This is a genomic window from Arthrobacter koreensis, assembly GCF_035792275.1.
GTDB classification, from domain to species: domain Bacteria; phylum Actinomycetota; class Actinomycetes; order Actinomycetales; family Micrococcaceae; genus Arthrobacter_B; species Arthrobacter_B koreensis_A.
In genome coordinates this window covers 166,977-179,723 of the sequence record NZ_JAMWKK010000004.1, presented here as the reverse complement: position 1 = coordinate 179,723, position 12,747 = coordinate 166,977, and the positions used below count along the sequence as shown (strand labels likewise).

Annotated in this window: 12 protein-coding genes; 5 read left to right on the top strand and 7 right to left on the bottom strand. The window is 67.2% G+C overall.

All coding sequences use genetic code 11. The features are described from left to right. Positions 1-8 precede the first annotated feature (8 nt). From NGB94_RS05760 to NGB94_RS05750, 3 genes are all read right to left on the bottom strand, one after another. On the bottom strand, positions 9-1,502 hold the full coding sequence (locus NGB94_RS05760; RefSeq protein WP_325789653.1) for an alpha/beta hydrolase: 1,494 nt from the start codon (positions 1,500-1,502) through the stop codon (positions 9-11). Positions 1,503-1,617: 115 nt separating this feature from the next. After that, positions 1,618-2,061, bottom strand: coding sequence for a nucleoside deaminase (locus NGB94_RS05755; RefSeq protein ID WP_325789652.1), 444 nt, complete (start codon positions 2,059-2,061; stop codon positions 1,618-1,620). 46 nt (positions 2,062-2,107) lie between these two features. Then, positions 2,108-3,016: an LLM class flavin-dependent oxidoreductase gene (locus tag NGB94_RS05750; RefSeq protein ID WP_325789651.1), complete on the bottom strand. Its 909-nt coding sequence runs from the start codon at positions 3,014-3,016 to the stop codon at positions 2,108-2,110. 94 nt (positions 3,017-3,110) lie between these two features. Between NGB94_RS05750 and gluQRS the strand changes: the two genes are divergently transcribed. Next, positions 3,111-4,028: a tRNA glutamyl-Q(34) synthetase GluQRS gene (gluQRS, locus tag NGB94_RS05745; RefSeq protein WP_325789650.1), complete on the top strand. Its 918-nt coding sequence runs from the start codon at positions 3,111-3,113 to the stop codon at positions 4,026-4,028. A gap of 46 nt (positions 4,029-4,074) precedes the next feature. Then, positions 4,075-4,518: a nitroreductase family deazaflavin-dependent oxidoreductase gene (locus tag NGB94_RS05740; protein ID WP_325789649.1), complete on the top strand. Its 444-nt coding sequence runs from the start codon at positions 4,075-4,077 to the stop codon at positions 4,516-4,518. On the opposite strand, the gene NGB94_RS05735 is transcribed toward NGB94_RS05740, so the two are convergent. Together NGB94_RS05735 and NGB94_RS05730 are read right to left on the bottom strand one after the other, a co-directional pair. Continuing rightward, entirely contained in the window at positions 4,515-5,075 is a 561-nt protein-coding gene (locus NGB94_RS05735) for a GNAT family N-acetyltransferase (protein WP_325789648.1), read from the bottom strand. The two genes, NGB94_RS05740 and NGB94_RS05735, sit on opposite strands and share 4 nt — an antisense overlap. 420 nt (positions 5,076-5,495) lie before the next feature. Continuing rightward, positions 5,496-6,389, bottom strand: a complete 894-nt coding sequence (locus NGB94_RS05730) for a GmrSD restriction endonuclease domain-containing protein (RefSeq protein ID WP_325789647.1) — start codon at positions 6,387-6,389, stop codon at positions 5,496-5,498. A gap of 114 nt (positions 6,390-6,503) precedes the next feature. Between NGB94_RS05730 and ppk2 the strand changes: the two genes are divergently transcribed. From ppk2 to NGB94_RS05710, 3 genes are all read left to right on the top strand, one after another. After that, positions 6,504-7,520, top strand: a complete 1,017-nt coding sequence (gene ppk2 / locus NGB94_RS05725; protein WP_325789646.1) for a polyphosphate kinase 2 — start codon at positions 6,504-6,506, stop codon at positions 7,518-7,520. 47 nt (positions 7,521-7,567) lie between these two features. Then, on the top strand, positions 7,568-8,314 hold the full coding sequence (locus NGB94_RS05720) for a FadR/GntR family transcriptional regulator (RefSeq protein WP_325789645.1): 747 nt from the start codon (positions 7,568-7,570) through the stop codon (positions 8,312-8,314). Positions 8,315-10,455: 2,141 nt separating this feature from the next. Next, positions 10,456-10,806: an HNH endonuclease signature motif containing protein gene (locus NGB94_RS05710; protein WP_325789767.1), complete on the top strand. Its 351-nt coding sequence runs from the start codon at positions 10,456-10,458 to the stop codon at positions 10,804-10,806. Between the two features lie 56 nt (positions 10,807-10,862). On the opposite strand, the gene NGB94_RS05705 is transcribed toward NGB94_RS05710, so the two are convergent. Both NGB94_RS05705 and NGB94_RS05700 read right to left on the bottom strand, forming a co-directional pair. After that, positions 10,863-11,903 (bottom strand): L-idonate 5-dehydrogenase, encoded by a 1,041-nt coding sequence (locus tag NGB94_RS05705; protein ID WP_325789644.1) that lies wholly within the window; start codon positions 11,901-11,903, stop codon positions 10,863-10,865. A gap of 6 nt (positions 11,904-11,909) precedes the next feature. Then, positions 11,910-12,671, bottom strand: a complete 762-nt coding sequence (locus NGB94_RS05700; protein WP_325789766.1) for an SDR family oxidoreductase — start codon at positions 12,669-12,671, stop codon at positions 11,910-11,912. Positions 12,672-12,747 lie beyond the last annotated feature (76 nt).

Below are 12,747 nucleotides of genomic sequence, written 5' to 3'. Positions count from 1 at the left end.
CCTCACGGTCAGCGGCCCTTCCAGGGGCCATTGCCCTTTCCCGGTCCGTGCCCGTGGCCGTCTCCATGACCCTTTCCGGGACCCTCGCCCTTGCCGGGCCCGTGACCCTTGCCGGGGCCGTGCCCCTTGCCGGGCCCGTGTCCGTGGCCGGTGCCGGGGTTCCAGCTGCGGTCGTTCACGAACTCGGCCGGGCGGTAGTTGATGAAGTCCGTCTCTCCGAGCCCGAGTGACTCTGCTAGCCGGTCCAGCTGCCGCGGCTCGGCGAGGTTGGCCCAGCGTCCCATTTCCAGCCGCTGGTCCATGGCTAGCACGGCCGCCACGCGCTCGGCGTCCGTGAAGGTGCAGTGCCCGGTCCGTTCGATGAACGACTGCCGCAGCAGCGGCGTCGCCCGCGCTTCCCGGACGGTTTCCTCATATTCCTCCATGTATTCCACCGGGGCCAGGATGTCCGCCAGGGTGTGCATGGTGAGCACCGGGATCTGCAGGTCGCCCTTGGGTGTGGAGGTCTGGTCCATCCACTCCAGCGCGTCTTCATCCGGTTCGATGTCCGCCGCCCCGGTCAGCGTGCGGAGGTCCCGGTTCAGGTCCAGTCCGGCCGAACGGTAGAGCGCGTCCACCTGCTGCCGCTGGGCGGACTGCTGCAGCAGCGCACGGTAGTCCACGCCCTGGTTCCAGCCGCTGTCGCCGTCTGCGGCGGTGACGATCGAAACCCGGGATCCCACCACAAAGGGAATGGTTTGGAGCAGCCAGTTGTATTGCGCTTCCTGCTGTGCCGCGTAGTCCCGTGCCCCGGGGGCGGTGTCCCCGCTGAACCAGGTGGGGGTGTTCATTAGGGCCGCCGCGAGCGCCAGCCGCGCCCGTCCGTCGGGCGTGGTCTGGGCCTGCTGGACGGCCTGCATCAGGGCGGTGATGGTCACGCCTGCCTCTGCCGAAGAGCGGAAACCGGTCAGCTGCAGCTCCTGGCCCGGCAGCAGCAGTTCGGCGAGCGCGTGCACCCCGTCAAGCTGGTAGTTGTTCAGGTTGATGCCCCCGCCCAGCAGCCCGCAGGTGCTGACCGCGCCGTCCACCCCGCTGTCCGGTGTCTCCGCGATGAGACTGCTGACCAGCCCGCCCATGGACGTGCCGAACGCTATGGTCCGGTCCGGTTCCCCGGCCTGCGCCGAGAACGCGGCAAGGGTGTCCAGCTGGTCCTGCACAGCGGTGCCCAGTGCCCACCCGGCGGTGGCGTACGACGACGCTGCTACCGCAAATCCGCGGTCCGTCAGCGCCTGCGCGGTGGAGTCGAATCCCGGATCCCAGGCCGGGTTGTCCGGCCCCGGGCGGAAGCCGTGGCTGTAGAGCACCAGCTTCCCGTTCCAGTCTGCCGGCACTTCCGCCGCCCAGGTGGCTCCGTTGGCGAGTGTTCCGCCCAGCTCTGTTGCCGGTTCCGCTGCCATGGCCGTTGCCGGTGCTGCCACCAGGGCCAGGGACAGGGTTACCCCAAATGTTGTGAGTTTTCGCATGCGTTGTTCCGATCCTTCCTGCGCCGTTGCAGTTCGTCGCCCCCCGCTGCGGCCATCCTTCACGACGGCGGGAAAACAGGCAAGGAAAACGCAGGTCCGGATCAGGCCGGCCGGTTTAGAGCACGCCGATGTCCTCGTTCCACAGGGTGGGATAGTCGGTCATGAACTCTTCCATCAGCAGCGCACAGGCCGGGTCGTCCAGGACGTCCACCTGCACCCCGCGCTGGCGCAGCAGGTCCTCGGCTCCGCGGTAGCTGCGGTTCTCCCCGATGACGACGCGCGGAATCCGGTACAGCAGAATCGCGCCGGTGCACATTTCGCAGGGGGACAGTGTGGTGACCATCGTTGACCGTGAGTAGGAGCCGGCGGGCAGCCTGCCGGCATGTTCCAGGCAGTCCATTTCCGCGTGCCGGATCACGCTGCCCAGCTGCTGGCGGCGGTTGTGCCCGGTCGCCACGATGGTGCCGTCGATGAACAGTGCGGCACCTATGGGGATTCCCCCTTCTTCCTTGCCCTTGCGGGCGGCGTTCAGGGCGGGCAACAGCAGCTCCGATGTCATTTCCCCACACTAGGACGCAGCGTTCCGGCGCGGAAGGCCCGCCGCCTCAGGCGGTCCGGGATCGCCGGGCGCCAGCCACCAGCTCCCGGACCGCCGGCGCCACTTCCGCACCGAACCGGGTGATGGTGCCGGCGTCGTCGGACGCGAGGATGAACCCGGAAATCCCGTGCTCCAAAGCCATGTCGGTGAGTTCTTCCACCCATTGGGTCACAGGCCCCTGAAGCAGTCCACTGCCCGTTGCCTTGAACGAGCCGCTGATGTTCAGCAGCCGGCGCACCGCGGCAGGATCCCGTCCGGCGGCGGCAGCGGCGTCGTCAATCCGGGCGTTCAGCGGCACCAGGTCGGACGGCCCGCCGCGCAGGTAACCCAGCGACGACAGCCAGCCGTCCGCCGCTTCCCCGGTGAGCCGAAGCATGCGCGGCTTATAGGCACCAAGCCAAATGCCGACGTCGTGCGCCGGCGTCGGACCCCGCTTGGCTCCGTTCACCTGGTGGATCCTGCCCTCCACGCGCAGTGGAGCTGAACCATCCGTGTTCCAGACGCCGCGGATGATGCGCATTGCCTCTTCCAGCCCCGTGACCGCATCCCCCGGCGACAGCCGCTGCCCGCCGGCAGCAACGATCGCGTCCCAAAACGCACCGGTGCCAAGTCCCAGTTCGAGCCGTCCGCCGCTGAGCAGGTCAAGGCTCGCGGCGCTGCGGGCGACCACCACGGGCTGGCGCAGCGGCAGGTTCAGCACGTCCGGCACCAGCCGGATCCGCGAGGTGCGCGCCGCGGCGTAGGAAAGCAGGGTCCAGGTGTCCAGGAACCTCGGCTGGTACGGGTGGTCCTGGAACGCGGCCAGGTCCAGCCCGGCGGATTCGGCCGTGACGACCAGCTCCACAGCCTGCTGGGCGGGAGAGGCAACGGGGGTGATGAAGGCTCCGAAGAGCAGGTCGCGGCCATAGTCGGGCATGTTCGGGCTCCTTCGGGGAGGCTGTCTGCCGGTGGTGCCCGACAGTCTAGTGCCGGGTGCGCCGATGCGCTCCGGGGTTTGTAGGCTGGAAGGCGTGCCTCCTCTTTCCCCCTCCCCCGCCGGTGCCGGCCGTTTTGCCCCGAGTCCGTCCGGTGAACTCCACGTCGGCAACCTGCGGACAGCCCTGCTCGCCTGGCTGTTCGCCCGCAGCAGCGGACGCCGCTTCATCCTCCGCGTGGAGGACCTGGACCGTGCCCGGGCAGGGGCCGAAGAGGTTCAGCTGCGTGATCTTGCCGCCGTCGGGCTGGACTGGGACGGTGAGGTGATCCGCCAGTCCGACCGCACCGCCGTGTACCTCGAAGCCATCGCGAAGCTGCGGGCCGAGGGGCGGGTCTACGAGTGCTTCTGCACCCGTGCAGAGATCTCCGACGCGCCGCGGGCACCGCATTCCCCTCCCGGGGCGTACCCCGGTACATGCCGTAACCTCTCCGAGGCTGAACGCGAACGACGCCGCCGCGAACGCCCGCCGGCGCTGCGGCTTCGCGCGGATGTGCAGGAGTACACGGTCCATGACGCCCTGCTCGGCCCCTACACCGGAGTGGTGGATGACCTGGTGCTGCTGCGCAACGACGGCGTCCCTCCGTACAACCTTGCCGTCGTCGTCGACGATGCTGCCCAGGGCATCGACCAGGTGGTCCGCGGCGATGATCTCCTCTCCTCCACACCCCGGCAGGCGTACCTGGCATCCCTGCTTGGCCTGCCTCCGGTGGAGTATGTCCATGTTCCGCTGGTCCTCTCCGAGAGCGGCAAGCGGCTGGCAAAGCGCGACGGCGCGGTCACCCTGGGTGCCCTGGCGGAACTGGGAATTTCCGCGCCGGAAGCGGCGGCAATGATCCTTCAGTCGCTGGGACTTCCCGGCACCCTGTCCGAAGCGCTGGAGGCTTTTGATCCGGCCCGGCTGCCGCGGGAACCGTGGATCTTCACGCCGCCGGCGGCTCCGGGCGCTTCCTGAGATCCGGGGTGGTGCGCCGTGCGGAGTTGGGTGTTAACTGGGGCGCATGCCCCTAACCGGTGAATATGTCCCCAGTACTTCCAAGCGTTCGCGCGACCAGGCCGAGGAAATCGAGTCCTCGGGCGGCACCCGCGGCACCACCCTGAACGGGCGCCCGGTGATCCTGCTGACCACCAAGGGTGCCAAGAGCGGGAAGCTGCGCAAGACCCCGCTGATGCGGGTTGAGCACGACGGCGATTACGCGGTGGTCGCGTCCATGGGCGGTGCCCCGAAGCATCCCGTCTGGTACTTCAACATCAAGGCCCATCCCCTCGTGGAGCTGCAGGACGGGCCGCAGAAGTGGGACATGACGGCCCGCGAAATCACCGGCGAGGAGAAGGCAGTGTGGTGGGAGCGGGCGGTCGAGGCCTACCCGCCCTACGCCGATTACCAGGCCAAGACCGACCGTGAGATTCCAGTGTTCGTGCTGGAGCGGATGGAAGTGGCCTAGCCCGGTTCCCCGGGCACGGCTTCCCCTGGTACGGCTTCCCGGGGTACGGCTTCCCCTGGTAGGGCGGGCAGGTCCAGCTGCATCCAGCTGACGTCCTGCCAGGCGCCGTGTTTCCAGCCCACGCGGCGGAACACGCCAACGGGCTCAAATCCGAGCGCCGTGTGCAGCCTTTCACTGGCTGGATTGGGCAGCGTCATACCCGCCACTGCCGTACGGTAACCCAGTTGCCCGAGTCGTTGAAGCAGCGCTGTGCAGAGGGCGGATCCGAGGCCCCTCCCCGTAGCTGACTGGGCCAGATAGACGCTGGTTTCCGCGGTCCGCGCGTAGGCCGCGCGGCTTCGCCAGCTGCCTGCATACGCGTAGCCGGCCACCCCGCCCTCATGCTCTGCCACGAGCCACGCGTGCCGTTCCTGCGCTGCGGCGATCCGCTCCCCCATCTCCTGTGCCGTCGGAGGGTCCGTCTCGAAAGACACCGCAGTGCTCAGGACATAGGGAGTGTAGATCGCTGCGCACGCGGCGGCGTCCGCGGGTGTAGCGTCCCGGATGATAGCTCGCATGGGCTTGATGCTAGCGAACCCCTCAAAGCGCGACAGTCCGCGTAAACCACAACCGGTAGCGGAAGCCGCCGATCCTGAGCGTGAATACAGGCGCATCAACTTTGGCCCGTCTGCGGTATCCTGCCGTTCGAGGCAGCCGGTCCCCGCGTCGCTGCCCGTGCCTCAGGCGTTCCGCGGACTTTATCCTCTCCGCATAGTCGAGTTTGGCAAGTTCAATTTCAAGCAGGCCCATGTCCGATCTTCCTCTGCGTTCTCATCCACGGCCGGGCCCGCAGGACTCCTGCGAATCCCGGTGCGGAACTGCCTCCACGCTAGGCGCGCCCGGGGAACTGCTCGACCGATATCAGGACAGCTTGGGTCCGCGATAAAACACCATGCGGACATCTTTGGTCCTCATAGCTGCAGAGACTCAGTGCAGCGTCAGGACGTGCAGCCGACGCCGTCGCCGTCGCCGTCGAACTTCGGATCCCAACCCGGGTCTCCGGGGCGGATGGGTGCCGCACCCGCTGCCTTGACGGCCACGCAATTGGCGTACACCGGCGTCGTGCTTCCCTGTCCTTCGGGCGTATCCGGCCCCGCACCAGCAGGAGCGGTCCGCGGCGCGGTTCCTTCGCGCGCCGGCACGGGTTCGCCCGGGCAGGATGCCAGGACTGCGGCAACCGCGTCGTGTTCGGCCTGGGTCATCCACAGCCGGTATTCGGCCTTGACGGCCGTCTGGCGCGCGACGTACTCGCAGCGGAACGCCTTGTTCGCCGGAAGCCAGGTGGCGGCGTCGGAATCCGATTTCGCACCGTTGGCGGGGCCGTCCGCGGCAAAAAGGTTCAGCGGATCGTTGGCGAGCTGGCGGCGCTCTTCCGCGCTGAGCTGCTGCGCGCCCTTCTGCCACGCGTCGGAGAGCGCCACCACGTGGTCAATCTGCACGGCGGTGCTGGTGGTGTTTCCCCGGACAAAACTGATGACGGTGCCGGTGTAGGGATCCGCGAAGGTGCCTGAGGCGACCACGCAGTCCTGGGTTCCGGGTTTGAAAGTCTCGTCTGTCAGATCGCGGGCGAGGATGTCATTGCGGGTATCGCAGCCGTTGTGGTCGACGTCAGCCCAGGCAGGTCCGAACTCCTCGCGGCTGTAGCCCGTTTTCGGTGCACGGCCCTTGATGGGAATGCTGCCGAGCTGTTCCAGCGCTGTTCCGGCCTGGACCTCAGCTTGCGGCGGTGCGGCAACAGATCCGGATTCCTGTGGAACGCAGGCGGTGCCGAAGAGAATCAGGGGAAGGGCGGCGGCGGAAAGCAGGGCGGAGCGCAGGTATTTCATCGCCATCAATTATCCGGGCCGTGTGCTTGATTCCCGTGCAGGCTCGCGGGCTGCCCTTCCGCTGCTGCCAGCGGGCCGCGTAGATTCGCAGAAGGACATCACTCTCGCAAGGAGATTCTTATGGCCACGGGCAAAAACGGTTCCCGGTCCGGTACCAAAACTGAAGACGGGCCGGCGGACAAACTCGAGGTGCCCGGGACCGCGTCCGACGGCGAGGGCGGCCGCGTCTCGATCGCCGAGGACTATGCAGCCGAGCTTGATGAGCTCGGTGAGCTGGACTCGAAATCGGGGAAGGTCCGGAACAAGGGCGACGACGCCTGGCGGCACAACTATCCCTATGACAAGAAGCTCAGCCGGCGCAGCTACGAGCGCCAGAAGCGGCAGCTGCAGATCGAGCTGCTCAAGATGCAGCTGTGGGTCAAGGACACCGGCCAGAAGATGCTCATCATCTTCGAGGGCCGCGACGCCGCAGGTAAGGGAGGCGCGATCAAGCGTTTCAATGAGCACCTGAATCCCCGCGGTTCCCGAGTGGTCGCGTTGGAGAAGCCTACGGACCAGGAGCGCACGCAGTGGTACTTCCAGCGCTATATCGCCCGTCTTCCCAGTGGCGGGGAAATCGTGATGATGGACCGCTCCTGGTACAACCGTGCCGGCGTCGAACGCGTCATGAACTACTGCACACCGGCCCAGTACCTGGAGTTCATGCGGGAGGTTCCCGAGCTGGAACGCATGCTGGTGAATTCAGGCGTCCTGCTGCGCAAACTGTGGTTCTCCGTGGGCCGTGCAGAGCAGCTGGCCCGCTTTGCTGCACGCGAAACGGACCCGGTGAAGCAGTGGAAACTCTCCCCCACCGATCTGGCCAGCCTGGACAAATGGGATGACTACACGCAGGCAAAGGAGGCAATGTTCTTCTACACGGACACGGGCGATGCGCCCTGGACTGTGGTGAAGTCCAATGACAAAAAGCGCGCCCGTCTGGAAGCCATGCGTTTTGTCCTGGCCAGTGTCGATTATCCGAACAAGGACAAGAGTGTTGCGCGCGCTCCGGATCCGCTGATCGTTGGCCCGGCGGCGAGCCATTATGAGGAAGGCGAGGAGCCCGACGGACTGTTTCCGGTAGTCAAGCCGCAGCCCTGAGCCGGCTTTGCCTAGAATGAAAAGGTGACTGCCACCCCGGAATCCGCATGAGTTCGCGCCTGCATAGCCTCGTCATCGAATCTTTGGGGCGGCGGATCGTGTCCGGCGAGCTCCAGGCTGGGGACACCATGCTCTCCGAGCAGCTCGAGACCGAGCTGAGGGTCTCCCGTTCGGTGGCCCGTGAAGCTGTTCGCGTGCTGCAGTCGCTGGGCCTTGTGGAGACCGTGAAGCGGATCGGCATCCGGGTTTTGCCGGAGACATCGTGGAACGTCTTCGATCCGTATATTGTCCGCTGGCGCCTTGCTGCGAAGTCGGGCAAGGGTGCCCAGCTGCGTTCACTGACTGAGCTGCGTTCCGCCGTCGAGCCTGCCGCTGCCGAGCTGGCGGCGCAGTACGCTCCGGAAGACATGGCCGCTGAGCTCATGGCTGTTGCCGCGAAGATGCGGGCCGTGGGCCGGGCCGGCGACCTCCAGCAGTTCCTGGAACTGGACATTCACTATCACGCCCTGGTTCTGGCTGCGTCAGGCAACGAGATGTTCGGGCAAATGCAGTCCATGATCGCCGAAGTGCTTCGCGGGCGGACGGACTACGGCCTTATGCCCTCGCATCCGCATGAGGAGGCGCTGCAGTGGCACGTCGACGTCGCCAACGCCATCCAGGCGGGCAACCCGGATGCCGCCCGCGACGCAATGGACCAGATCATGCGCCGGACCAAGTCAGAAGTCGAGAGTGTCTGGAGCGATGAGCCACGCATCTTCACGCCGCCGGAGCGACCGGGGGCTGTGGAGGGGTAGTTGCTGGTGGGGTGCGGGGTCGCGGGTGTGGCGGGGCGCGCGGCGCGCGGGCGGTGCGGGCGGTGCGGGGTGGCGCGGCGCGCGGGCCGCAGGCTCGGGACGGCGCGGCGCGGAGCCGGCGGAGCGGTTGGGGGCGCGGCCTCGGGGCGGCGCGGCGCGGCGGGCGGTGCGGGCCGCAGGCTCGGGGCGGCGCGGTTGGCGCGGAGCAGCCGGCGGAGCGGTTGGGGGCGCGGCCTCGGGCGGCTGGCCGCTGGCGGCTGGCGGCGCGAGCAAAGCGCGTGACGTGCGAGCAAAGCCCGTGACGTGCGAGGCACGCGGCGGGCGAAAGCCAGGTGGATTGCGCAGCATGGCCCGAAGCGCGCAGCCCTGGGTGGTCCGTGGCGGAAGATGAAGTGGCTACGGCAGCGGGGGCGGCGAGGGTGCGGCGGTAGCAGTACGGCTGCGGCCAGGCTGCCGCTCCACCGCAACTCCAATAGAATCGCTGATCTTTTCCTCCCCAACGACCGCATGTCCTCGCGCCCAGAAGCCTTTATCCACATTCCTACGCAGTACTGGCCTCGGCCCTGCGACGCGTTCGTAGCCTGTGGAGCATGTTGGAAATGGAAGCAGCACCCGCCATGCGGCATCCAGCGGTGTCCGATCCGCTGTCTGGGCTGTCCGGACTGTCCGTGCCTTTTACGCCGAGGCCGTGCCGTCCAGTTGAGGAAGACCGGGCAGGAAAGGCAGAGGAACGTTCGGCATGTGCACTCCCTGAGTCCGCGCCCGCTGCCCACGGTCTGTTGGACAGCCTGAGAGCGTGGCTGCACTGCCTTCAGGACCCGGCGACCGGCAATGACCTCGCCGATGCCTGGGCGGACCCGGAACTTGTGGATTTGATGCGGGTGTTGGAAGAACTCAAGTCTGCTGCTGCGGCGGTGCAGGCCCGTGCGGCGGCGGTGTTTGATGCTTCCCAGCGCCGGGCCCAGTCCCGGGCCGGTGTGCCGGCCGGCCAGCTCGGCCGCGGTGTCGGCGCGCAGATCGCCCTGGCCCGCCGGGACTCCCCGCACCGAGGCAGCCGGCACCTCGGTTTCGGCAAAGCCCTGGTCCACGAAATGCCCCACACCCTCAATGCCCTCTCTGCGGGTGTGCTCAGTGAATGGCGGGCGACCCTCATGGTCCGGGAAACTGCGTGCCTGGATGTGGAGGATCGGCGGCGGGTCGATGAACTGATCTGCTCAGACCCCTCCACTTTGGAAGGAGTCGGGGACCGGAAGCTCATCGCCCGGATCCGGTCGATCACCCAGGCCATCGACCCTGCCTCCCAGGTCCGGCGCAACTCCGAAGCCGTGTCGAACCGGTATGTCTCCTGCCGTCCGGCCCCGGACACCATGTCCTACGTGACCGGACTGCTCCCGGTAGCCCAGGGAGTTGCCGTGTACGCGGCACTGTCCCGGGCCGCGGACTCCCTGCGCGCTACCGGAGATGAACGCGGCCGTGGCCAGATCATGGCCGACACCCTCGTCGAACGCGTCACCGGCCAAGCAACCGCAGACCGGATTCCGGTTGAAGTGCAGCTTGTCATCACGGACCGGACCCTGTTCGCCGGCCTGCCCGCGGAAACGGGGACCGGCTCGGGTGCGTCTTCCGGAACATCGGGAGTGCCGCTAGTACCGGGCGCTTCCGCAGCGCAAGAAAGATACGCGGCTCATGGAAGACCCGGAGCGATGGGAAGACCCGGGGCGACGAGAAGAGCGGCCGAACCCGGAGCGACAGGCTCTGTGAGCAAACGCGGCGCGCCGGGAAAGCACTGGGATGCGCCCGCGTACTTCCCCGGATATGGGATTGTGCCCGGCGCATGGGCACGGGACCTGGTCCGCTCAGCACTGGGTGCTAGTGATGGCCCTGCGGCCGCCCAGCCACATGCAGTCCGGCAACCTCTCCCGCCAGGCGAAGGCTTACCCGGCCCACCCGGCTCACCATCTCCCGTCCCACCCGGCCCACCCAGCCCACCCCGCCCACCGTCCAAGGACACATCGGGGTTGCCAGCGTCAGGGCCCACCGACCGGGCAACTTCTCCAGATCCGGGACCGGAACAGGAGGAACTGTCCTTGGTGAGCCTGCGCCGGCTATACGTGGATCCCGCTTCCAGGGAGCTAACCGCGATGGAGTCCAAAGCCCGGGCGTTCCCGGCCGGACTGGCCCGCATGATCCGCACCCGGGATCAAGCCTGCCGCACACCGTGGTGCGACGCACCGATCCGGAACATCGACCACATCCACCCCCACGCCGACGGAGGACCCACCAGCTACACCAACGGGCAAGGACTCTGCGAAGCCTGCAACCACGCCAAGGAAGCCCCGGGGTGGACCGCAGCAGCAATTCGGTCAGGACCTCCCGCCCCTCCGCCCGGAGACAGAGACAGAGACAGGCACACCGTCCGGATCACCACGCCCACCGGGCACACGTACATCTCGACGGCGCCGCTCCTGCCGGGCAACCATGCGATGAGCTGAATGCGGTCGGCCGATGTAATCCCCGGCAGAGAATTACATCGGCCGCACCGCGTGACTCAGTCGCCGAAACGCAGAAGAACCTTGCTGCTAACCGACGCATCCCTGGCCGTTTCGAACGCCTCCAGCGCGTCCTCCACGGCATACTCATGGGTGATCACCGGGTCGGCCTGCAGGCTCCCGTCGGCGAGGGCGGCTATGACGTCATCAATCTCGTCGTTGAACCGGAATGACCCCACCAGTTCCAGCTCACGAGTGATCGCCACGGAGATCAGCGCAGGCTGCTCGCCCGAGGGCAGAAGGCCCACCATGACAACCCGCCCGCCGCGGGTCGCACCCTGCATGGCAGACATCAGTCCGCGGTAACTGCCCGAAGATTCAAAGCAGATGTCGGCATCCACGGCAGCAATAGCCTCGGCATCCGTTGCCAGCAGGCTGCGGTCAGCTCCAACGGCACGCGCGGTCTCCAGCGGGAACTCATGCATGTCAGTAGTGATGATTTGGCCGGCACCCCGGGCCCGAAGCACCGCGGTGATGAGCGCACCAATCGGACCCGAACCCGTGACCAGCACACGCTTGCCCCGCACATCCCCGGCACGCGAAACTGCGTGCCAGGCAACGGCGGCCGGCTCAACAAGCGCAGCGCGCCGCGGCGGCAGGTTTTCCGGCAGCACCCGGAGCATCCGCACCGGCAGGTTCACGAACCGGGCAAACGCACCCTCCGTGTGCGGGAACCGGGCAGCACTGCCCAGATACGTGCACCCGGGAGACAGGTTCGGCCGGTCCGCAGGATACCGAGACCCGTCGCCGGGGCCGGGAGTCGCCGGATGCACCGCGACGGCGGTCCCCTCGGCAGGTCCCGTTCCATCCGCCGCAGCACGCGCAACCCGGCCCACAACCTCGTGGCCCAGCAGCATCGGCGCCTTCAGGATCGACTCGCCCGCAGCACCGTGCTGCCAGTAATGCAGGTCGGACCCGCAGACACCGCCGTAGACAATCTCCACCACGGCCTCGTCTGCCGCAGGGTCACCAGGCTCGACGGGTTCAACCCGCAGGTCACCGGCTCCGTGCGCTACTACTCCAAGAACAGAATTCATCATTGCCTTTCACACCACCGTGGTCATGCCGCCGTCAATGAAGACGACCTGACCGTTAACGAAGTTCGACGCGTCCGAAGCCAGCCAGATCGCCGGACCCACGATGTCCTCCACGCTCCCCCAGCGATGCGCCGGAGTCCGGCCCAAGATCCAGGAGTTGAACGCCTCGTCATCGACGAGGTTCTGGGTCATTTCGGTATGGATGTATCCCGGAGCAATCGCATTGATCTGCAGGCCTTCGGCAGCCCACTCAGCGGTCATGGCACGGGTCAGGTTCCGGATTCCGCCCTTGGATGCCGTGTACGGCGCGATGGTCGGCCGGGCAAGATCCGTCTGCACCGAGGCAATGTTGATGATCTTGCCCCGGCCGCGCGGAATCATGTGCCGGGCAGCTTCCCGCCCCACCAGGAACGCACTGGTCAGGTTGGTCCGCATCACGCGGTCCCAGTCCTCGACGTCGAGCTCCAGCATCGGCACGCGGTGCTGGACGCCGGCGTTGTTCACCAGAATCGAAAGCGGTCCCACCTCCCGCTCAACCCAGGCAACGCCGTCGGCCGCCTGAGCAGCATCAGTGACGTCGAAGCGGCGCGCAAAGATACGGTCCTCGCCGAACTCCGCGGCCAGCGCAGCCCGCGCGCGTTCCAGCCGGTCGTCATCCAGCCCGTTCAGGACGACGACGGCGCCGGCACCGGCGAGCCCGCGGGCAATCGCGTTGCCGATGCCCCGGCTGGACCCGGTGACCAGGGCAATCCGCCCGGAAATATCAAACATGCTGGCAGTCAAAACAACAGCTCCTCTCCGGCACCCGGGAAAAATCCGGGTACCACAACGGCCGGGAGCAGGGCTG